This is a genomic window from Amycolatopsis taiwanensis DSM 45107 (assembly GCF_000519205.1).
In the GTDB taxonomy this organism is placed as follows: domain Bacteria; phylum Actinomycetota; class Actinomycetes; order Mycobacteriales; family Pseudonocardiaceae; genus Amycolatopsis_E; species Amycolatopsis_E taiwanensis.
In genome coordinates, this window is the sequence record NZ_JAFB01000045.1 from 26,781 (window position 1) to 48,089 (window position 21,309).

The 21,309-nt window shown below is 69.7% G+C and carries 19 protein-coding genes; 8 read left to right on the forward strand and 11 right to left on the reverse strand.

The window, feature by feature from the left end; all coding sequences use genetic code 11:
* Positions 1 to 10: 10 nt before the first annotated feature.
* On the forward strand, positions 11 to 604 hold the full coding sequence (locus tag A3CU_RS0130280) for a pyridoxamine 5'-phosphate oxidase family protein (protein WP_027945425.1): 594 nt from the start codon (positions 11 to 13) through the stop codon (positions 602 to 604).
* 43 nt (positions 605 to 647) lie between these two features.
* Here A3CU_RS0130280 and A3CU_RS0130285 read toward each other — a convergent pair whose 3' ends face one another.
* From A3CU_RS0130285 to A3CU_RS0130300, 4 genes are all read right to left on the reverse strand, one after another.
* The gene (locus tag A3CU_RS0130285; protein WP_027945426.1) at positions 648 to 1,352 is read right to left on the reverse strand and encodes an SIS domain-containing protein; all 705 of its coding nucleotides are present in this window, start codon (positions 1,350 to 1,352) and stop codon (positions 648 to 650) included.
* A 279-nt stretch (positions 1,353 to 1,631) separates the two neighbouring features.
* Positions 1,632 to 2,798 carry a YncE family protein gene (locus A3CU_RS0130290; RefSeq protein WP_052372427.1) on the reverse strand — a complete coding sequence of 389 codons (1,167 nt, stop codon included), beginning with the start codon at positions 2,796 to 2,798 and terminating at the stop codon, positions 1,632 to 1,634.
* A gap of 78 nt (positions 2,799 to 2,876) precedes the next feature.
* Entirely contained in the window at positions 2,877 to 3,023 is a 147-nt protein-coding gene (locus tag A3CU_RS52860; protein ID WP_156960634.1) for a hypothetical protein, read from the reverse strand.
* An 81-nt stretch (positions 3,024 to 3,104) separates the two neighbouring features.
* Entirely contained in the window at positions 3,105 to 3,527 is a 423-nt protein-coding gene (locus tag A3CU_RS0130300; RefSeq protein ID WP_027945428.1) for an SHOCT domain-containing protein, read from the reverse strand.
* Positions 3,528 to 3,757: 230 nt separating this feature from the next.
* On the opposite strand from A3CU_RS0130300, the gene A3CU_RS0130305 reads away from it, so the two are divergent.
* Both A3CU_RS0130305 and A3CU_RS0130310 read left to right on the forward strand, forming a co-directional pair.
* Entirely contained in the window at positions 3,758 to 6,451 is a 2,694-nt protein-coding gene (locus A3CU_RS0130305; protein ID WP_027945429.1) for a winged helix-turn-helix domain-containing protein, read from the forward strand.
* 83 nt (positions 6,452 to 6,534) lie between these two features.
* A complete protein-coding gene (locus A3CU_RS0130310; RefSeq protein WP_052372429.1) occupies positions 6,535 to 9,162 on the forward strand; it encodes a helix-turn-helix transcriptional regulator in 2,628 nt (875 codons plus the stop codon).
* A gap of 55 nt (positions 9,163 to 9,217) precedes the next feature.
* Here A3CU_RS0130310 and A3CU_RS0130315 read toward each other — a convergent pair whose 3' ends face one another.
* The gene (locus A3CU_RS0130315; protein WP_043843095.1) at positions 9,218 to 9,658 is read right to left on the reverse strand and encodes an archease; all 441 of its coding nucleotides are present in this window, start codon (positions 9,656 to 9,658) and stop codon (positions 9,218 to 9,220) included.
* Between the two features lie 139 nt (positions 9,659 to 9,797).
* Here A3CU_RS0130315 and A3CU_RS0130320 point away from each other — a divergent pair, with 139 nt between their 5' ends.
* Together A3CU_RS0130320 and A3CU_RS0130325 are read left to right on the forward strand one after the other, a co-directional pair.
* Positions 9,798 to 10,112, forward strand: a complete 315-nt coding sequence (locus A3CU_RS0130320) for a hypothetical protein (protein ID WP_245617419.1) — start codon at positions 9,798 to 9,800, stop codon at positions 10,110 to 10,112.
* 189 nt (positions 10,113 to 10,301) lie between these two features.
* The gene (locus A3CU_RS0130325; protein ID WP_027945433.1) at positions 10,302 to 12,647 is read left to right on the forward strand and encodes a hypothetical protein; all 2,346 of its coding nucleotides are present in this window, start codon (positions 10,302 to 10,304) and stop codon (positions 12,645 to 12,647) included.
* Between the two features lie 144 nt (positions 12,648 to 12,791).
* Here the strand turns inward: A3CU_RS0130325 and A3CU_RS0130330 are convergent, their stop codons facing one another.
* The 3 genes from A3CU_RS0130330 to A3CU_RS0130340 all read right to left on the reverse strand — a co-directional run bounded on the left by A3CU_RS0130330 (position 12,792) and on the right by A3CU_RS0130340 (position 15,382).
* Positions 12,792 to 13,241, reverse strand: a complete 450-nt coding sequence (locus A3CU_RS0130330) for a VOC family protein (protein ID WP_027945434.1) — start codon at positions 13,239 to 13,241, stop codon at positions 12,792 to 12,794.
* A 9-nt stretch (positions 13,242 to 13,250) separates the two neighbouring features.
* Positions 13,251 to 14,207: a DUF5996 family protein gene (locus tag A3CU_RS0130335; RefSeq protein WP_027945435.1), complete on the reverse strand. Its 957-nt coding sequence runs from the start codon at positions 14,205 to 14,207 to the stop codon at positions 13,251 to 13,253.
* 134 nt (positions 14,208 to 14,341) lie between these two features.
* On the reverse strand, positions 14,342 to 15,382 hold the full coding sequence (locus tag A3CU_RS0130340) for a saccharopine dehydrogenase family protein (RefSeq protein ID WP_027945436.1): 1,041 nt from the start codon (positions 15,380 to 15,382) through the stop codon (positions 14,342 to 14,344).
* Between the two features lie 142 nt (positions 15,383 to 15,524).
* Between A3CU_RS0130340 and A3CU_RS0130345 the strand changes: the two genes are divergently transcribed.
* The gene (locus A3CU_RS0130345; RefSeq protein ID WP_027945437.1) at positions 15,525 to 16,427 is read left to right on the forward strand and encodes an AraC family transcriptional regulator; all 903 of its coding nucleotides are present in this window, start codon (positions 15,525 to 15,527) and stop codon (positions 16,425 to 16,427) included.
* Here the strand turns inward: A3CU_RS0130345 and A3CU_RS0130350 are convergent, their stop codons facing one another.
* The 3 genes from A3CU_RS0130350 to A3CU_RS0130360 form a co-directional block, all read right to left on the reverse strand.
* Complete coding sequence (locus tag A3CU_RS0130350) at positions 16,428 to 16,925, reverse strand: MarR family transcriptional regulator (RefSeq protein ID WP_052372430.1); 498 nt, start codon at positions 16,923 to 16,925, stop codon at positions 16,428 to 16,430. It lies immediately after the preceding gene.
* Positions 16,926 to 17,006: 81 nt separating this feature from the next.
* The gene (locus A3CU_RS50165; RefSeq protein WP_052372432.1) at positions 17,007 to 17,408 is read right to left on the reverse strand and encodes a hypothetical protein; all 402 of its coding nucleotides are present in this window, start codon (positions 17,406 to 17,408) and stop codon (positions 17,007 to 17,009) included.
* Between the two features lie 64 nt (positions 17,409 to 17,472).
* Positions 17,473 to 18,384, reverse strand: a complete 912-nt coding sequence (locus A3CU_RS0130360) for a LysR family transcriptional regulator (protein ID WP_027945439.1) — start codon at positions 18,382 to 18,384, stop codon at positions 17,473 to 17,475.
* A gap of 97 nt (positions 18,385 to 18,481) precedes the next feature.
* Here A3CU_RS0130360 and A3CU_RS47465 point away from each other — a divergent pair, with 97 nt between their 5' ends.
* Both A3CU_RS47465 and A3CU_RS0130370 read left to right on the forward strand, forming a co-directional pair.
* Entirely contained in the window at positions 18,482 to 19,375 is an 894-nt protein-coding gene (locus A3CU_RS47465; RefSeq protein WP_169739715.1) for a DMT family transporter, read from the forward strand.
* 151 nt (positions 19,376 to 19,526) lie between these two features.
* Positions 19,527 to 21,230 carry a sugar ABC transporter substrate-binding protein gene (locus A3CU_RS0130370; protein ID WP_027945440.1) on the forward strand — a complete coding sequence of 568 codons (1,704 nt, stop codon included), beginning with the start codon at positions 19,527 to 19,529 and terminating at the stop codon, positions 21,228 to 21,230.
* Positions 21,231 to 21,309: the final 79 nt, after the last annotated feature.

Sequence of the window (21,309 nt, forward strand, 5' to 3'; positions counted from 1 at the left end):
TAATGCGGTCATGGGAAAGACCTACGAGCGGATAGCCGGCCGGCTGCGCGAATTCATCGAGCAACAGCCCGTGTTCTTCACCGCCACCGCGCCACTTGCCGAAGAGGGCATGGTCAATCTCTCCCCGAAGGGCCTCACGGGTTCCTTCGCCGTCCTCGATGAAGAGACCGTCGCGTACCTCGACTTCGCCGGCAGCAACGCCGAGACCATCGCCCACCTGCGCGAGAACGGCCGGATCACGCTGATGTGGTGCGCGTTCCAAGGCCCGCCGAACATCGTGCGCATTCACGGCCGGGGCGAACCGGTCTTTCGTGACGACCCGCGCTGGCCCGAGCTGATCGGCCACTTTCCCGGCATCGACCCGGGCCCGCACGGGCTGCGCGCGATCATCGTGGTGCGGGCCGAGCTCATCCGCGACACATGTGGTTACGCCGTGCCGTTCATGAGTTACGACGGTGACCGCGACCTCCATGCGAGGCGTTTCGCCCGCGAGGACGACGAGTCGCTGAGCGCCTACTTCGAGAAGAAGGAAAACGTCGCCGTCAGCCTCGACGGGTTGCCCGGCCTCCCGCTGCCACTGCCGCCGACCCCTGGCAGCGCCTAGCTAGCGGATGGTCGGGTGGAGCCCCACAAGGCACGAGTCCCCATCACAGTTCTGGGATGCGCTCGGCGTACCGGGCGAGTAGCGCGGTGTTGTGCTCGTCCCCGCCCGGCACGTTGGAGCTGACCCAGAATGGGAGCGTGACCTTCCGGGCGGTGGCGAGGCGGTCCAGTTCGGCCAGCAGCGAGGCCCACAGGTACGCGCCCAGGATCGTGGACACCGCGGCGGTGCGGGGCGCCTGCGGCGGGTGGATCACGTCGCCCGGCGGGACGCCGGTGTCCAGGACGACGGTGGCGTGGTCGGCGAGGCGGGTGCCGGAGCGGTCGGTCGCGGCCGCCGAGGCGGGCAGCGAGGTCACCGCGACCACCGGCACGCCGCGGACCAGAGCCTCCTGCGCGACCTCCACCGGGTACGGATTCCGCCCGCTGGTGGAGAACACCACCATCACATCCGGCGGCGCGGGATTCGCCCGCGCCACCAGGTCGCGCCCGTGGCCCGGCTCCCGCTCGGCGACGGAGCTGCGCCGCGCCCCGGCGAGCGGCAGGAGCGCGGCATCCCACAGCGGGCGCACCGGAGCCAGCCCGCCCGCGCGGTAGAACGTCTCGCACACCATGGCCAGGGAATGCCCGGCTCCGGCGGCGTACACGATCCCCCCGGCCTCGACGGCGTCGAGCAGCAGCTCCGCCGCCCGGCCGAGTTCGGCCACCTGCGTGTCCAGCTTGTCCAGCAGTTCCCGGACGTGCTCCCGCATCCAGCGCCTCCCCGATCGGCCAAGAATGTTTGAATTTGGTTTGCATGGCGGTTTGGGTGGCGGAACCTCAGAGGCCTTCTCGCTCCGGGATCGCCTCCTCATGAATGGCAAATTCACCACGTCGGCGCTGTCCTCGCGAGAAGGCCTCTGAGAATTCGGAGTGCAAGGTGACGGCCCACCGCAAGCGGCTCCGCCGCTTACAAAGCACAACCTAGAGCGTCGTGGACTGATTTGTCCAGACCAATTCGGGTGATGACAGGGAACTCGCGCAGGAGGTGTTCAGCGGGTGATGCCGGTGTGGCCCAGCGAGTAGCGACCCGGTTGCGGCCACACGCACAAACCGTGCGGGCCGTTGCCCACCGGGATCTTCTTCAGCAGTGAACCATCCTTAGTGGACAGCACGTAGACGACTTGGTCGTAGCGGCCGGAAAGCCACAGCTGTGTGCCGTCGGCGGTCAGGTTGCCCATGTCCGGGCTGCCCCCGCCCGGTATCCGCCATTTCGTGAGAACCTGGCCGGTGTAGGCGTCGAGCACGCTGACGCTGCCCTCGAGCCGGTTGGTCACGTAGAGCTGTTGTGCGTCACGCGACAAGTACAGCCCATGCGCGCCCAGCCCGGTCGGGATGAACCGCAACACCGCGTTGGCCGTGCCGTCGAGCACCCAGAGGCCGCCCGCGTCGGAGTCGGCGATGTAGTACACCGAGCCGTCGGGGGCGAGCCTGATGTCCTGCGGCCCCATATGCGTGTGGCGGATCGGCATGTTGATGATCCGGAGCACGTGGTGCGACGGGATGTCGATCACGGCGACCCGGCCGCCGAACTCGCAGGTGAACACCGCGGTGCGGCCGTCGGGGGAGAAGTCCGCGTGATCGACCCCACCGCAGTCCGGCACCGGCGTCACGTCCCGCTGCGCCCAGGTGTGCGGGTCGTACCAGACGAGTTCCCGCCGCGCCTCGGCCACGGAGATCGCGTACTGCCCGTCCATGGTGAAGTACATGTTGTACGGGTCGGTAACCGGGATCAGCTTGCCCGGCAGGCCGGTTCGCGGGTCGAAGGGCAGCACCTGGTTGGTCAGGTCGTCGGTGGCGTACAAGGTGTTCATGTCGAATGCCGGGACGACGTGCTGGATCTCCTTGCCCACCGGGTACCGGCCGACGACGGCGAAGGTGACCGGATCGATCACCCACACGTCACCTGAGTGCGTGTGCGGCACGTAAACCAGTGGTTTCGCGGCTTTCGCCGGGTCGGCGAGCATGTCGGCGCCCGCCTCGGCATACAGGTTTCCGCGCGGTCCCGGCGGCGCGGTCGGCGACGGTGACGCCTGTGACGATGGTGGAGCGGTTGCCGGCGTCCCGGGAGCCGCCGGTCCGGACGTGCACGCGGCCGGCATCGCGAGCACCAGCACGGCCGCGACGGTGTTACGGAACCAGCCTGCCCTGCCCACCATTGCTCTTCGGTGCTTCCTCCCCGCCCTCACGGTTGCAGACGTTAGGACACGGGCGTCTCCACGGTCAGGTCATCGGACCTAGGGTCCCGAGGCGAGCAGGCACAGCCCGGCGATGACCCCGGTGAGGAAGTACCAGGCGTCGCCGAGCGAGGCGGCCGCTGCGATGCCGAGCACGAAGACGCCGATGGCGAACGGCATCCTCAGCCGGTCCTGGGGCTCGTCCACGGACCAATCGTCCCGCCCGGAGGAGTTCAGGGGAAGCCTGAAGTCGTCTTCGTTGCCACACCTCAAGCAAAAGCCGGACCGTCAGACCCGGAGCAGGTGGTCCTTCGCGCGCTGGTATTCGTCTTCGGAGATGTCACCGTGGGCACGCAGCCCGGCCAGCCGCTCCAGTTCGTCGACCCCGCTTCGGGGGGCGGGCGCCGTCGCCGCCGCTGTCGGCTCCTCGTGTGCCGCTTCTCGGATGTACTGGCGAAATGCCTGCTCCTGGCGCTGTGCGCGCCGGGCTTCGCGCTCTCCCATGCCGCGTCCGCGGGCGATGAGGTAGGCGAAGACGCCGAGGAACGGCAGGACACAGACGAGGATCACCCAACCCGCCTTGGCCCAGCCACTGAGGTCGTCGTCGCGGAAGACGTCGGCGATGACCCGGAACAGCAACATGAACCACAGGATCCAGAGGAAGAACCACAGCATGGTCAGGAACGCATTGAGCAAGGGATAATTATTCACGACAACCTCCCGTTACCGCCCCGCGCTGGTCGCTCCCGGTCGGGGTGCCGGCGTCTGCTACCGGAGACGAATCGCGCCGCGGAAATTCACGCTGGGCCCGATCGGCGCCCGTCGCACCACCTGAAACAGGTGAGATCCCCACCCTTGCTGGCGGCTCGTCCGGCGCCGGTGCGAAAGTGAATGACTCAGCGCCGTCAGCGCTTGTCTACGGGAGACGCTCAGGACTACTCATGCCGGCACAGGAAGACGCCCGCCGGCGGGTGCCCAGGATCAAGGTGGTGGTGCCCGCCGTGCCGCCCGGTTTCGTGTCCCGGCCACGACTGTTGTCGGCGCTCGACCAGGCACCGGACGCCATGGTCACCCTGGTGTGCGCGCCGGCCGGATCGGGGAAGACGCTTCTGCTCGCGGACTGGGTGCGGCGGCGTGGCCTGCCGGCCACGGCCTGGGTGTCGCTCGATTCCGACGACAACGACGACCGGCGGTTCTGGTCGGGCGTGCTCGGCGCGCTGGCCGCCTGCCCCGTGGTACCGCACGACAGCCCGATCCGTCGGTTACCGGTGCCCCACCATCCCAGCCGGGATCTGGGTTTCCTCGCCGCGGTCGTGAACGCGCTCGACGGGGCGCCGGGCCCGGTCTGGCTGGTGCTGGACGACGTGCAGGAGTTGGCCGACCCGGAACCGTTGCACGGCCTGGAAACCCTGCTACGCCACCAGCCGGCCGGGCTGCGCCTGGTGCTGGCGAGCCGGTACAACCCGCCGCTTCCACTGGCCCGTCTGCGCCTGGCCGACCAGCTCGTCGAGATCCGGGCCGACGCGCTGCGGTTCTCGCCGGAGGAAGCACGGGCGCTGCTCGAAGCCGCCGGGGTCGACCTGCGTCCCGGGCAGTTGCGGCAACTCGTGGCACAGACCGAAGGATGGGCGGCGGGACTGCGCCTGGCCGCCGTCTCGCTGAGCGAAGCCGAGGACCACGAGGCGTTCCTGGCCGAGTTCGCCGAGAACGATCGCGCGGTCGCCGAATACCTGATCGACGAGGTGCTGTCCCGGTTGCCCGACGAACTGCGCGAATTCCTGTGCACGATCAGCGTGTGCGACCAGGTGTCGGCCGGGCTCGCGCGTGCCGTGTCCGGCCGCGCCGACACCGGCCGCATGCTGGACACGCTGGAATCGAAGACGTCGCTGCTGGTGCGGGCCGGGGGTCCGGGGCACTGGTACCGGATGCATGCGCTGGTGAGGTCCTACCTGCTTGCCGATCTCACTCGGGCCACCCCCGCGCGGGCGGCCGCGCTGCACGCCAACGCCGCCGGCTGGTTAGCCGAACACGGTCATCCCGTGCAGGCGCTGGCCCACGCCGGGCGGACGGGGGATTCCGCCCAGGTCGCGGCGCTGCTGCGGCGCCAGGCGGTGCCGCTGATCACCTCCGGCGAGCACGAGGTCCTGCGCCGCGCGCTGACCGACCTCGGCGAAGGGCTCCTCGCCGAGGACCCGCTGTTCGCCCTCGTCTCCGCGGCGCTGCAGCTGGAGTGTGGCCAAGCGGAGGCCGCGGCGCTGCACCTGGCGCACGCCGAAGCCGCCTGGCCCGAGCGGCCGGCCCCGGAGCTGGAATCGCTGCGGCGGCTCGTGCACTCGCGTCAGGCGCTTGTCGGCGGGGACGTCGAGGAGATGCTGCGCACCACCGACCCGCTCGCGGCCGGGACCGCGACCGCACTTGACGCGTCGGCGATGCTGCACCGCGGTGCCGCGCTGCTCGCGGCGGGGCGGCTGGAGGCGGCGGAGAAGCAGGTGAGCGGTGCGCTGGCGGTGGCGCGCGAGCACGGGCAGCACTACGTCGCCACTCAGTGCCTGGCCACACTGGGAATGCACGCGGCGGCCGTGGGCGACTTCCCGTTGATGTCCGAGCTGGCCGGGCGGGCCGACGAAGAAGCCACGGCACACGGCTGGCAGCGGACACTCGCCGGAGCGGAGGCCTGCGTGCTGCTGGCCTACGGTGCGCTGCTCGCCGCGGACCCGGGTGATTGCCTGCGGCAGGTCAGGCGGGCGGCAGCGTTGTCCGAGGATGCGATCCCCAGGCCCCAGACCCCCTTGGCGATCGACACCGATGCCCTGCCCGCGAACCGCGGCCTGCACCTGCTTGTCGGCGTCCTGGCCGGGATCGCCCGGTTCGAGACGGGAGCGTGGCCGGCCGGCCTCCGGCAGATCCATGACGCGCGGGTGGCCGTCGGCGGGGGGCGGCTGTCCCCGATGCCGGCCGCGCTGTGCGCGGTGCTGGAACATCGCGCGGCACTGCGGTTCGGCTGGACCGAGGACGCCCAGGAGACGCTGGCGTGGAGCCGGAACTCGATCCCGGGTAGCGGTGAGGCGGCGCTGATGCGGGCGAGCGCGCACCTCGCGCTGGGCCGGCACGTCTCCGCCGGCAGGATGATCCGGCCGCTGCTCGACGGTTCCGTGCCCGCGGTGCTGCCGTGGTCGCCCGTGGCGGGCTGGCTGGTGGAGGCCGAGGTCGCGCTGCTGGCGGGGGAGCGCGCGCGGGCCGTCCGGGCGTTGCGGAAAGCCCTGGCCAAGGCCGGGCCCATGGGCGTGCGGTATCCGCTGGTGTTCGCCTCCGCGGCGGTCGTCGGCCTGCTCACCAGCCAGCGCGGGAGGCTCGGCGACTCCGACGCCTTCGCCGCCGAGGTGCTCGCCGCCCGCCGGGCGCTGAACATCCCGGAGATCCCGGCGCCGCTGACGAAACGGGAACGCAACGTGCTGCGCCTGCTGCCGACCCTGCGGTCCCTGGACGAGATCGCCGAGGACCTGACCGTGTCACCGAACACCGTGAAGACGCACGTCCGCTCCATCTACGCGAAGCTCGGCGTCCGACGGCGTCGCGAGGCCGTCACCGTCGCATTGGAACAGGGGTTGCTGGAGAACCTCCACACCGAGGTTTGAGAATTCAAACGGGTCGTTCGGCCTGATTCCGGGGGACCGTGTGCCCTTAGGCGGGTGGGCCGGCCGAACCTACTCTCTCCGGCATGCGAGGCCCAGCGCCCAGCGCTGCACCGGATTCGCGGTGGCGGATCCCGCACGGCAAGATCGTCGCGCCGCGCGTCCCCACCACCTTCGTCCGGCGAAAACCGCTCCGCGACCTCCTCGACCAGGCCGTGGCGACCCCGGTCACCACCATTTGCGCGCCCGCCGGCTACGGCAAGACCCTGCTGCTGGCGGACTGGATCGAAACGACCGGCGAGTCGGACAAGGCATGGGTTTCCCTCGACGCCGCCGACGGCGAACCGAGCCGGTTCTTCGCCGGGGTGCTCGGTGCGATTCGCGAGTGTGCGGCGGTGCCCGACGGGCACCGCCTGCGGGACCTGGTGGTGCCCGGAGACGGCGACCTCACCGGTTTCGTCGCCGAGCTGGGCGACGCGTTCGACACCCTGCCCGGCCGGCTGTGCCTGGTCCTCGACGACGTGCAGGAGATTTCCGGCACGCGGACCTTGCACGGGGTCGAGATGCTGATCAGGCATCAGCCCGCGGCGTTGCGGCTGGTGCTGTCCAGCCGCTTCGACCCGCCGCTGCCGCTGGCCCGGTTGCGGGTGCAGGGCCGGCTGCGGGAGATCCGCGCGCACCATCTGCGGTTTTGTGTGGAGGACGCGGACAAGTTGTTGGAGGCGACGGGGGTCTCTCTCACCAACGACCAGCTCTCCAGGCTCATCGCGCAGACCGACGGCTGGGTGGCCGGGCTTCGGCTGGCGGCGCGGTCGTTGCGAGAGGTAGCGGACATCGATGCCTTTCTCGCCGACTTCGCCGCCGACGACCGCGCCGTCGCCGACTTCCTGATGGGGGAGGTGCTTGCCCGGCTGCCGGAAGCGACGCGGGAGTTCCTGCGCGTGATCAGCGTGTGTGAAGAGGTTTCGCCGCTGCTGGCCGAAGTGTTGTCCGGGCGGGACGACGCCGGGGCGGTGCTCGACGCACTGGAGCGGGACAGCTCGCTGGTGATGGGGACCGGCCGCGACCGCCACTGGTACCGCATGCACCCGTTGCTGCGTGCGTACCTGCGCAGTGACCTCGACCGGCAGCAACCCGGCCTCGCCGCGAACCTGCACCGGGTCGCGGCGTCCTGGTTCGCCGCCGAGCAGCCGCGTAAGGCGCTCCACCATGCCATGCGGGCCGACGATCGGGACACCGTGCGGGAGCTGGTCCGCCAGCACGGCCTGGCCCTGTTGCTCAGCGGCGATCACCTGCTCGTCCGCCAGGCGCTCTCGGCCATCGGGGTGAACCGGTCGGTCGACGAGGGGTGGCTGGCCCTGATCTCGGCGCTCACGCACCTGGAGGCCGGCGAGTTCACCGCGGCGGGTGCGAACCTGGTGAAAGCCGGGCGCGCGTGCGAGGTCACGCCATTGCTGCGGCTGGTCACGTCGACCTACGCGCTGGCCCGTGGCCATTCGGCGCAGGTCGAACTGGGGAACCCCGCCAGCGTCGCGCCCACCCGGCCGGACCTGCCCGCGCGGGTGGGACCCGGTCTGGAAGCCTGGGCGCGGCTGGCCACCGGCTGGGCCCTGATCGAGGCCGGCGAGCCGGACCGCGCCCGGACCCAACTGGACGCGGCGCAGCGGCTGGCCGGCCGGCCGGACCTCGACTATCTGGCCATGCACTGCCGGACCGCGCAGGGCGCGGTGCACTGGACGGCGGGTCGATACACGGCGATGGCGGCGGCCTGTGCCGAGTCGGTGGCGATCGCCGACCGGCATGGCTGGCGCCGGTCGCCGTGGCTGGCCATCGGGCACGTGATGCTGGGCTACGCGCGGCTGCTGCGCCTGGACCCGGCGGGTGCGCGGGAACAGGCGGCGCAGGCGTGGGCCGTCCTCGACCGGGCGTCGGACCCGAGGCTGCGTTACCTGAGCCGGGCGGTCGAGGGTGCAGCGCTGTTCGACACCGGTCGCCGGGAGGCCGGGCTGCGCCTGTTGCGCTCGGCCCGCCATGAACTCGCCGACGTGGCCCTGATGCCGGAACTGGCGGTCACCGCGGCGCTCATCGAGTACCGCTCCGCCCTGTTGCTCGGCCAGGAGACGACCGCCCGCGAGGTCTTCCAGTGGGCGAAGCAGCGGGCGGACTTCCCCGCGGAACTGTCGTTGATGATCGCCTGGGCCCGGTTCGCCCGGGGCGAGACGGGATCCGCCGAGCGGGCGCTGGAACCGGTGCTGGACGCGTCCGTGCGCACGACCCGGCTCGAGGGCTGGCTGCTCAAGAGCGCGATGGCCATCTCGTCGGGGCGGCGGACGATCGCCCGCAGCGCGCTGGACAACGCGGTCTGGCTGGCCGAGCCGGAGACGGTGATGCGCCCGTTCGCACAGGCCGATCCCGCCGCGCGCCAGTTGCTCGTGGAGCAGATCGGGGGTTTCGGTGGGTGTGACGCCTTTGCCACGACCGTCCGGCGTGCACTGTCCGATATGGATGGTGAGCGGTCGGCGAGCACGTTGACCGCACGGGAGAACGCGGTGCTGGGCCGGCTCAGCCTGCAGCGGTCGCTGGACGAGGTGGCGGTCGACCTGTCGGTTTCGGTGAACACGATCAAGACTCATGTCCGGGCCATCTACGCCAAGCTCGGCGTGAACAACCGGCGCGCCGCGGTAGCCGCCGCCCGTGAACGCGGGCTGGCCTAGTGGTCCGTGGGAATTCTGTTCAGGTGTCGGTGATGATGCACTTTCGCGGCAGACGCTAAACGTCGATTCGTGCCGAACACCACCAGCCACGCCGGGTTCGCTCACAGCGCACGGGATGCGTCGACACCGCCTTGGGCAGCGCGCCGGCCGGCACGATCGCGCCCGCGTCGACCATGTCGTATCGCACTCGCAGGCCGGTCACGGTCGGCCGCACGCGGGTCAGCATGGGAATCTCGTTCACCAGCGTCAACCGGAGGATCACGCTGTGCAGCACCGCCCGGAGCAGTTCGGCGTCTGTCGCACCCGTTACGTCGAAGGAGACGGTCGCCGTGGCGGGAAGGACCGTGCGGCCCAGGAAACTGCCGACCAGTGCCCGCACCGCCTCCGCGACACACTCTTCCCGGGTCGGAGCCCATGCCTCGATTCGAAGGTCCGCGCGGTGCAATCGCCGGCCGGTCCGGCCGGGCCTGGACTCATCGGGTTTGCCCGTGGTCACAAGGAAAAGCGTCGAATTCGCCCGCCTCGCCGGCACCACCCTGGCGGGGTGGTTCGAGCCTGGTCACCAAGAGTCCACAGTGGATACTCACGGTGATTTCGCGTTGCCTCATCTCACCCCGCACAGGCGAGGAATCCAGGTGAGGGGTGCGCGAGGCTGGGACGGGCTACGGCAGGGTGATGGTGCCGGGCAGCAGCAAGGAGGTAGGCCGGTGCCCCAGGAGAGCTTTTACGAATTCCGGGTGCAGGGGCGCCTCTCCGAACAGGCCCGGCATGCCGTCGGCGATTTCAGCGAAATGCAGATCATGCCCGCCCCGCCCGAGACGATCATCTACGGTTCCGTCTCCGACGAGGCACGCCTGCACGGGATCCTCCTGCTGCTGGAAGACCTCGGCCTGCACATCGTGTCCCTGCACCAGATTCCCGATCTTCCCGCTCAGCGGGAAGAGCCTTGAGACCTACGGCGGTGCGGGCTTCGGCACCGGCGATCTCCGGGTGCCGGTTTTGATCTCTTTTTCGTCTCCGGCCCGGGCGCAGGTCGCTTAGCGGACCTCAATTTGTCACCGGAACGTCTTCCGCTGGCCGATATCGGTGGCTAGCGTGGTCCGGTCCACAAGACGTGCCTTCGACAAGGAGACGAGGCGATGAGACCGAGTCTGGCGACTGGGCTGCGCAGGGTCACCGGCGCCGCCGGGGCGGCACTGGTGACGGCGGGCATGCTCACCGCGGGGGGCGTGGCCACGGCCGCCCCGGCGGCCGCGGCACCGAGCACCTGCCACCTGGGCAACGGTGTGGAGCACGTGATCAACATCGTGTTCGACAACGTGCACTTCTTCCGGGACAACCCGAACGTCCCGTCCGACCTCGAGCAGATGCCACACCTGCTGAACTTCCTCAAAGGCAACGGAACCCTTCTGTCCAATGTGCACACTCCATTGATCGCGCACACGGCCGACGACAGCCTGACCATTTACACCGGTCTCTACGGCGACCGGCACGGCCAGCCCGTGTCGAACTCCTACAAGACCTACAACCCGGACGGCTCGACCGATCCGGCCGGGTCCTTCGCCTATTGGACCAGCCCTGTCTTCGACACGGCGAGCACGCCGAACCCCGGCCACGACACCGCGCCGACGATGGTCTACTCGGACACCGTTCCGGCGAAGCCGGGTGCCACGCGCCAGACGCCCGCACCCTGGGTGCCGTTCACGCGGGCGGGCTGCTCGGTGGGCGACTTCTCCACGGCGAACATGGTGCTGGAGAACACCAAACTCGACCTGCCGTCGGTGTTCGGGGCGAACTCGCCGGAGGTCGCGCAGTACAACGCGGACCCGTCCTCGTTCAAGGACGCCGAAACCGCGGACTACACCGGTGTCGCCGTGCACTGCGCACAGGGAGCCGCCACCTGTGCGGACGCCAAGGCCGTGAAATTCGGCCAAAGCGAGCCGTCACCCAGTGCCGTCGACGATGTGCTGCCGACCGAACCCGGCGGCTACGCCGGACACCAGGCGCTGTTCGGCGCGAAATACGTCGCACCTGGTTTGGGGGCCGGCACGCCTTCGTTGTCGCGCAACGGTTATCCGGTCACCGATGCGGCGGGTCGCCTGACCGACCTCGACGGCAAGCCGATCATCAACGGCTTCTCGGGCACGGCGGGTTTCCCAGGCTTCAGCCCGACCGCCTCGCAGTCGCTGGCCTACCTGGCCGACATGCAGGAGAGCGGAATTCCGGTGACCTACGGCTACATCTCGGACCTGCACGAGCGCAAGGCGGGCACGAGCGGGTGCACCACCGCCGGGGCCACCGGCACCGGGTTCGCGCTCGGACCGGGCGACAGCTGCTATGTCAGCAACGCGGCGGCCTACGACCAGGCGTTCGCGAAGTTCTTCGATCGGCTCGCCAAGGCCGGCATCACGCCGAAGAACACCCTGTTCGTGATCGGCGCGGAAGAAAACGACCAGTTCGCCGGCGCCAACGTGGGCCGGGCCATCGCCCCAACCCCCGAGGGATGCGACGGCGTGACCACCCCGTGCCACTATGCCGCGGGCGGTGAACTAGCCACGAACATCAACGGCCTCCTCTCGAATACGGCGAGCAGCGCCACGAAGTTCGACATCGAGCCGCAGGGCGCCGCGGTCTACGTGCACGGGCAGCCGGACGCGAACGACCCGGCGGTGCGCCGGCTTCAGCGGGACACCGCGGCCATGACGGCGAACGATCCCTACACCGGCGTGAACGGCGAGAACGTCGTCAACTACCAGGCCGGCGCACTGGAGCAGCGAGTGCTGCACATGCAGAGCGCGGACCCGTTGCGGACCCCGACCTACACGATCTTCCCCAGACCCGACTACTTCTTCAGCACGTCGGGCCCGGACGTCGGCGTCCAGCCTCAGTTCGCCTGGAACCACGGCTACTACAGCCCGAACATCGACATCACCTGGGCCGGTATTGCCGGGCCCGGCGTCGCCGCCCGCGGCATCGACGGGCCGGGGCCGGCCGAGGGCAACGAGTCGCACGACCCGAACTCGACGCACACCGTGCCGGAGGCGAGCGCGGTGGGTACCTGGGTGGAAGAGGCCGACCTGCGGCCGACCCTGATGTATCTGACCGGTCTCGGCGACGACTACCAGACCGACGGACGGGTGATCAGCCAGATCCTGGCGAAGCGCCCGGCCGCGCTGGCCGCGACCGAGCGGCTGGGCGCCGTTTACCAGCAGCTCAACTCGAGCGTCGGCGCGTTCGCCACGGACACGCTGATCGCCGACAGCGCGGCCTTGGCGAGTGGCTCGTCCGGCCACGACCAGAAGTTCCAGCGTGAGCAGGCACAGCTGCTGCACCTGGCGGAGGCGCGGGATACCTTGGCTGCCGAGATGAAGGTGCTGCTGGCCAAGGCCGCCGCGGGCAACACGCCTTCGAAGGGCGAGGTGACCTCGCAGCTGGCGCGGGCCGATGCCCTGCTCGGGCAGGCGAAACGGCTCGCTTCCGCCTGACGGCCCCCCCGCGGCGGCCGGTGTCCCGGCCGCCGCGGGATCCGGACAGCCATCGAGGAGTGCATGAGTGCGGAGTTCGTGCCGAATTTCGACAGTAACGGGTCACTCATGCCGGTCCGGTCTTGCGTCTCGCCGTGGTGGCCGTCAGGTAGCGGGCCGGTCGGCGAAGACGCCGTGCAGCATTCCAGTGGCCTGCCCGATCTCGATGAGATACCCGTCCGGGTCACGGAGATAGCATCGCAACTCTGCCTTGCGGTCGATGGGCTCGGTGAGAAAGTGCCCGCCTTTCGCGCGGGCGTCGGCATAGAATGCGGCGATATCGGCCACCCGGACGTTGAGGAATGCCGATACCGGGTCGCCAGGCTCGGGCGGGGTCAGGACGACGTCCGGCTTGTCCGGTGTGGGCCCACCGCCGGGATTCATGATGATCCAGCTGTTGGCGATCCGGACGATGGCGGGGTTTTCCTCCAGCACGACCTGCCCGCCGAAGATGTCGGCGTAGAACTTTCGCGAAACCGCGACGTCGCGGACGGTCAGGAAGTGCGTCACCACCAGCCCGTGCCGCGGTGCCGGCATGTCGTCGTGGTCGGTCACGGCGCCTCCCTATGGTCGTGTGCCCGCGAGCCGCTGTTCGTCCAGGCGATGCGGATCGACCTCCAGGGCGGCGCGGTCCCAGCCGCCCAGCTCCGCGGCGGCCGCGTAGGTCGTTTCCAGGAATTCGGTCAGCACGTCGTCCGGGTTCGGCGCCCCCGCCACCACCTCGTACGGGAGCACGAACTCCTGTAGGTCGCGGTCGTAGAACGCCTCGGACGGGCTGACCGGACGGTCGGCGAAGCCGGCGGGTTCGGGGTAGGCATACGCATAGAACATACCTTCCTCGCCGCCGGGCCAGAACCCGCAACTGGACACCTCGTGCGAGTAGGCCTCGATCGCCGCCCAGTGCGGGAAGTTGGGGACGCCACCGGGGTGCGGCGGAGCCTTGCGACCGGAGAACCTGGTGCAGGCGAGATCCATCGCGCCCCAGAACAGGTGCACCGGGCTGACCTTTCCGGCGAACTCCGACCGGAACTGGGCCATCACGCGGTTCGCCTGCAGAAGCTGTTGCCAGAACAGATGCGCCGCGTCCGGGTCGTAGCTCGCGTGCTGGTAATCCTCGGGGAACGGGATGGCCGTCGGGACCTCGTTGGGACTGGGCCACATCCTGGTCTGGATGCCCAACTCGTGCAGCGTGTCCATGACCTCGGTGTAGAACCGCGCCACCGGTTGCGCGACCAAAGCCAGCTGCCGGACAGCTCCGTCACTGGTGCGGATGCGCAGCAGATGATCGGTGAAGTCGAACTCGATGTCCAATGCCTTGTCCAGGTAGGGAATTGTCGAAGTGGTCAACCCGCGCGGGGTGACATAGACCGTAACCTCCCACCAGTGATTGACCAAGGGCGCATGGGCGAGCCGGACCTTGCCGACGATTTGAGTCCACATGTGCAGCGTGTCCCGGGTCTCGGCCCAGTCCGAGACCCGCAGCCGCGGCCACCCCATCCGCTGTGCCTGCTGATCGGTCATCATGGCTCCCACAACGACAGCCGGTGCTTGCCACCAACCAGTGTCCTATCGCTTCCTGCGACAGCAAACCCCACGCCGACGGTGAATGCCGATCGTGACCGAACCAGTGTGCCGCGTAAGCGTTACCTGTCCGTCTACTGTGGATCGCCGATGGCCCAGGACAGCTCCTGCCCGGCCAGGAACTCCAGGAAATCCGCCGGGTCGACGGCCTGAGCGGGCGCCAGCACACCCGGTTCGGCGCTGCTCGCCAGCCGCTGGGCGGCCTCGACTGCGATCACCGCCGTGGTGCCATAGGTGTCGGTGCCCCGTACAACTCCCCGGACCGCCTCGCGGTCGTGGCGTACCGCGTCGACGACGTAGGTGAATCGTTGCGCGACACGGTCCTTCTCCGCGGGGCCCTCCGCGAGGGTTTCGATGACCTCCGGTGCAATCGTGCCCAGGCGCGCGCCGAGTCTCGCCTCGCCGAGGCTTTCGACGTGGCGCGCACAGACGTGCCGGGGAATCGTGATGACCTCCACGAGGGGCATCTTCGTCATTTCGGTCGGCTCGGCCTGCCCGGGGAAGGTGATCGAGTGGCTCCGGGCCGGAATTCCCGGAGCCCAGTCGCCGCCGGAGTAGGTGAGACCGCCCGAGACGAACGCGTCTGCCGTGGCCAGTGCGGAGCGCAGGGACCCCCGGGACGGGCCTCCGCCACCCACGATGAGGTGGCCGGTGGTGATCTCGGCGATCGGACCGGCCTGTTCGGCGAGCAGGTGCGCGAGCAGGTCGACGGGCAGGCAGCCGTCGTTGGCGGCGGGAAGCACGCTCACTCCGGCCCGCTCGGCATCCGTGGCGAAGCGGTCGAAGATTTCCTTGACGTACAACTGTTCTCCGGCGGTGTCGACGTAGTGGCACCCGGCCTCGATCGCGGCGGCGACCACCGCCTGGCCCGAGCCGGTGAACGGGCCGGCGCAGTTGATGACCGCGTCGCAGCCGGTGAACGCTTCGACGAGGGCGGCGTGGTCGTCGAGCGGGGCGATTCGTTGCTCGGCGCCGGTGAGGCCCACCGCGTCGGCGGCCCGGCGCAGGCGCCCCGCGTCCCGGCCGACGAGAACAGCCGGCGTTCCCCGCCGGGACAGTTCGGCGAGAACGAGCTTGGCCTGGTAGCCACTGGCGCCGTAGACAGAGATAAGCAAGTCGGTCTCCCGTTCACGAAGAAAGCCGGATATTCCGGCACATTCGAACGGTATGCCCGGCCTGCTGGACTTCCTATGCGTATACGTCTCGGTCTTTTGCTTGATCGTCTTTGCGCCGGTGCAGCGGCGATACGCTGGCTTGGTGGATGTGCTCTCCGACGCGATCACCGCGATGCGCACCGGCCGGCCGCACGCGGCGCGGGTGCGGCGGCGGATGCCGTTCGGGCGGCGGTTTTCCGCCGTCGACGGCGCTGGGTTTCATGTCGTGCTGCGGGGAACCTGCTGGCTGTTCCCGCCCGACGGTGAGCCGGTCGCCCTCGCCCCCGGCGAGGTGGTGTTCCTTCCCCGGGGTTGTGCGCACGGCCTGGCCGACGGCCCGCGGACTCCACTCGCCGACGCACCCACGGCGCCGACCGAGCCCGAGCCTGCCGACGGGGAACAGCCGGGCGACACGCTCATGATCTGCGGCGGCTACCTGCTGGACCGCACCCGCGCGCATCCGCTGCTGGACGAGCTGCCCGAGGTGGTCCACCTGCCCGCCCGCGCTGGGCGGCACCCGGAACTCCGGGCCGCGCTGGACCTGCTCGACGCCGAGCTGGCGCGGGTCCGGCCCGGCGCCGACGGGATGGTGCCCGCCCTGCTGGATGTGCTGCTGCTGCACATGTTGCGGGCGTGGTTCGAGGAACGGGCCGCCGACGGTGCGGCCGGCTGGGCCGCCGCGTTGCACGACCCGGCCGTCGCCGCGGCGCTCGCCGCGATCCACGGAGAGCCGGACCGGCCGTGGACCGTGGCCGAACTGGGGGCGCGGGCCGGGCTTTCCCGGGCGGCCTTCGCCCGCCGGTTCACCGCGCTGGTCGGCCGGCCGCCGCTGGACTACCTGACCTGGTGGCGGTTGACGCTGGCCGCGCGGCTGCTACGCGAATCGGAGACGCCACTGGGCGGGGTGGCCCGCCAGGTCGGTTACACCTCGGAGTTCGCCTTCGCGCATGCCTTCAAGCGGCGGTACGGCCAGCCGCCGGGCCGGTTCCGGCGATCGGTGCGGTGATCAGCGGTCGGACAGCTCGCCGGTGGCGTCTCGCCCGGCCTCGGTGACGCGGCGCAAGAAGTTCTGTACCAGCTCGAGTTCGGCCTCGGTGTAGTCGGCGCAGATCTCGTCGAGTTTGGTGTTCATGCCCGCGTAGAGGCGGAACACCTCCCCGCTGCGCCCGCGCAGCGCGCGTACGCCGACCGCCCGCCGGTCGGTCGCGTCCGGGTCGCGCTCCCGCACGATCCAGCCGCCGCGTTGGAGCCGGTCGAGGATACCGGTGACGGTGGCGGGATGCAGCCCGGCCCGCCGGGCGAGGACGCTCGGGCTGAGTGGGCCGTACCGGCCGATCAGCTCGAGGCAGTCGAGATCGACGTCCTTCAGGTCGAGGCGCCCGCTCACCTGGTGGTTGAGCAGCGAGAGCTGGTTGCGCACCTGGCGCAGCGACTCCTTCACCGCGGTGGTGATCCGCCTTCGCCGCCGCGCTTCGTCCGAGCCGCCCGGCGATACGAGATTCATATGCGATGCACCTCATATGGTTCGAACTTCGACCATAACTGTAACGCGGAACGGGAGGTACACCGCGACGCCGGTGCGCGCTCAGACCTGAGGTGGCCGCCAGTGCGGGTGGTTCTCCAGCGCGACGAGCAGGCACCGGGTGCACGGCGGGCCGGCAGTGAGCGTGACGAAATCGACCTTGCCCGGCTCGATGGGCATCCCGCAGAAGGCCTTCAGCGGGGCCGGATCGGCGCTTGCGGGCGGCAGCGGAACGACGTGAACGATCTGGTCGGTGCGGCCCGCGATCCGGCCGCTGGGCAGGACGACGCCCACGCGGATCCGCGCCGCGGCGAGGCCGGGCCCGACGGGGTCCGGGTCGTTGTTTTCCGCGGTCTGCGGCGGTTTTGGCGTGATACAAGCGACCTCTTGCCGGCGAGTCGGCGGGCTCGCCCGGTCGCGTTCCCTGGCAGCTTTCGCGTCTTCGCCGTCGCGGAAGTCCGTCACGGTAGCGTTATCGGCACGAACGGTGATCAACAAAAGCGATCGCGGAGTTTTTCGAGCCCGGGCACTACGACCTGGCGCGGCCGGCGAGTGTGGCGGCGACCTCGCGGAAGGCTTCGACGAGTGCGCTGACCGCGGGGGAATTGCTGTTCTCCCGGGTGGCGAGGCCGATCGTGCGGGTGATGGCGGGTTTGATGGGAAGCAGGCGGACGCCGGGGAATCCGTCGATGGGTGGCCGCGGTACGAGGGTGACGGCCAGACCGGCCGCGACCAAGGTCATCTGGGTGAGGAAGTCGTCCACGACGTGCCGGATCTGTGCCTCGACACCGTGGCGGCGCATGGCCTGGAGTTGAACTTCGTGGCCGTCGGTGCCGGGGCGGCAGGCCGTCCACACGTCGTCCTGGACCAGATCCAGCGTGACGACGTCCCGGTCGGCGAGGGGATGCTCGGCGCTGACGGCCAGTACGACGTCGTGCACGACGAGCGGTTCGAGCCGGATACGGGCGGGCACGCGGATCGGCAGGGTGGACCAGTTCTCGACCAGCACCGCGTCGAGTTCTCGGTTGCACAGCGAGGGAAGCAGGTCGATGGGCTCTCCGCTGCGTGTGCTCGGCACGACTTCCGGGTGCCGTTCAGCCACGATACGCAGCGCGGGTGCGACAAGCGGGCCGAAGCCGCTGTTGACGGCGCCGATCCTGATCGGCCCGGTGACTCGTCCGTGAAGTGTGCCCAGTGCGTGCTCGGCTTCGTCGATCGCCGCGGTGACCTTGCGGGCGGCTTGTGCGGCGATCCAGCCCGCGGTGGTCAGCCGCACCCCGCGGCCGTCCGGCTCGACGAGCGGTGCCCCGGCTTCGCGCTCCAGTTTCCGGATCTGCTGCGTCACCGCCGGGCCGGTCACGTGCAGGGCCGCGGCGGCCGCACCGACCGAACCGTGCTGGGCGACGGCGTCCAGCACGCGAAGACGCTCCCAGTTCAACACCTAAGCAATACTAATCAAAAAATCGGAAAAATAGTAATTTGTGCTGCTGGTACCGGCTTAGCAGAGTGGAGTGGTGACGGTTTCGACGCTTGCTCCTGTGCGATTGGGTTTCGGGCCTGCGGCTGTGGTGCTGGGGGCACTGTCGCTGTCGGCGTCTTCGGTGCTGATCGTGCTCGCGGGGACGTCGTCGGTGACCACGGCCTTCTGGCGCTGCTTCTTCGCCGTGGTGCTGCTCGCCCCGTTACTGGTACGGGAGATCCGGCGGCATGGGCGGCCCGATGGCCGCACCGTCGTGTCCGGGCTGCTCGCCGGGTTGTGCCTGGGCGCGGATTTCCTGATGTGGAACATCAGCATCGGGGACGTGGGTGCCGGGATCTCGACGGTGCTGGTCAACATGCAGGTGGTGCTGTTCCCGCTCCTGGTGCGGTTCGTGACCGGTGTCCGGCTCCCGCGGCGCTTCGTGGTGGCGCTGCCGGTTCTGCTGGCCTCGGTCACCCTCGCCGGCGGGCTGGTGGGTCCGACTCCCGTGGGGGAGAACCCGTTGCGCGGCACGGTTCTCGCGCTCGCGGCGGCACTCGGGTACTCCGGTTATCTGTACTTCAACCGGGGCAGCGGGGTCCGGTCGCCACGGCATTTCGTGACGCCGGTCTTCCTGGCCAGTGCTTCGGCGGGAGCGCTCGCCGCGGTCGTGGGCGTCATGACCTCGGGGATCGGGGTCGACCTCCCCATCCGGGCATGGATCGCGCTCGCGTTCGTGGCGTTGACCGGGCAGGCACTGGGCTGGCTCCTGATCGGCTGGGGTCTGCCGCGGCTGGCGCCGGCGCTGTCGTCGGCACTGCTTCTGCTGCAACCGATCGGCGCGGAACTCCTCGCGATCGCCGTACTCGGCCAGATCCCGACCGCACTGCAAGTCACCGGTTGTGTCCTGGTACTCGTGACCGTCTGGCTGCTCGCACGCGGTGGCGCCGAACGAACGGCTTCTCGGGCGTGAGTCCTGCCGGGTCCGTACGCCGCGATCAGACCGACCGGTTAGTCGCAATGGCGCAGACCATACGGCCGAACGGGTGAGGTTTGGCTGACGGAAATCCGCGTCTTGCCGTGAAAGATCGTCCGAAAATAATCTTCTGGCTATATTTTCACCCGTGGGCTTCGTCGCTGCGTTTTCCCTGTTCAACGATGTTGGTACGGCCGCGTCCACCATCGTCGGCATCTGTGGCGCCATAACGGCGGTGGGCGCGCTGGCCAGGGCCGCCGGGGCGAGCCGTCGGCGGGCGCGCGCCCGCGCGCTCAAGATCTCGTGGCAGGTCGGGTCACGGGCGGAGCAGACCGGTGCGCTGGCGTTGAACGAGTCGAAGACGACCTTCGAAAACGTGGTGCTGACCGTCGCATGCGGCATTCACGGCCGCGAGGTGCGGCAGGACCTCGGCCTGCTGCGCGCCGGTCAGGACTATCTCTGGGCGAGCACGGTGGTTCACGAGTCGTTAAGATCAAGAAAGGTTGATCATGGGCTAGACCAGGGAAACGGTGCTTCGCACGACAGGAGGCCGCATGGCGTACAGGTCACCTTCCGCAACGGCAGAAGGTACTGGTTCCGCGACGACAAGCGGGTCGAGCGCGTGAAGTCCCTGGTGATCTGGGCGGAGCAGACCCGCGCGAAGACGCTCGCCCGCTACTTCGGGCAGTGGAGCCCGTTCCATCGCTCCTACCCGGTCTCGGTCAAGGTGCAGCCGTTCGAACGGACCGAGGCGCTCGAGCACGCGTTCATGCGGCTGGCGGAAACCGGCGATCCGCCGCGGGGCCACGAGGTGCCCGACGTCGTCGTGGGGCCACACGACTGGATCGGCCGGGTCGCCCGCGACGAATCGGTGGTCGAGCCGCCCCTCAACCCGAAGTGGGTGCGCCCGATATCGCCGTCCGCCCTGGAGGCGCTGAGCAGGAACGACCGGTTGTACGCCATACCGTACGTCTTCGACAGCGTGGCGTTGATCCGTAACAACGCGCTCACCGGGCCCGGCCCCATGCCCACGAGCCTGGCCGAGGCCGTCGCCGCCGGGGAGAAAGCCCTCGAAGCCAAGGGAATCGAGGACGGCAGTGCGCTCGCGCTTCAGGTCGGCGCGCCGGACGCACACGGCAACGCCGGCGACCCGTTCCACATGTGGCCGCTGTTCGCCAGCTTGGGTGGCTCGTTCTTCGGGTTTCGCGGGCAGGAATCGGGTGCCGGCTCCTTCGACGACATCTCCCGCTGGCGGGAGTCCTTTGTGGACGCGTTCGTGCGGCTTGCCGAACTGGGCTGCGCGCCGGACGGGAAGGGCGTCTTGCGTCCCACGCTCGGGCGGGCGGAGGCGCTGGAGTTGTTCCTGTCGGGGCGCGCGCCGTTCTTCGTCTGCTCGTCCCGTGGCCTCGCCGCGATCCGGGACCGGAAACTGGACGTCACCGTGGGTGTCGTCCCACCCGCCGGGGACCAGCCGGCGCAGCCGATGGTCTCGGTGTACGGCATGTACATCTATCGCGACGCGCCGAACCTGCCCGCCGCCCGCGACCTGTTGACCAGCTACGTTTCCCAGCCGCGCGCGGGCCTGGACCTCAACCGGTTCCAGCAGCTCGTGCCGGTGCAGGACGAGGCCATGTCCAAGATCGGCGAGCGCGACCCGGTCCTGCGGCCCTACGTCGAACAATGCCGCAGGGGCCTGCACATGCCGTCGTGGCCGGAGATGCGTGAGGCGTGGCAACTCGTCGGCCGCGCGCAGTACGAGGTGCTCGCGGGCGACGGTGGCGATCCGCGTGAGCTGGCGGCGGTCACCGCCGAGCGGGGATGGGAGCTGCTGCGGCAGGCGCGCGGAGCGTGACCTGACCTTGCCGTCGCGGGCTGTGGGTGGCCCGGCGGGGCCAAAGTCGCCCGCATTTCTGTGCCGCGGGGCCGGAGTT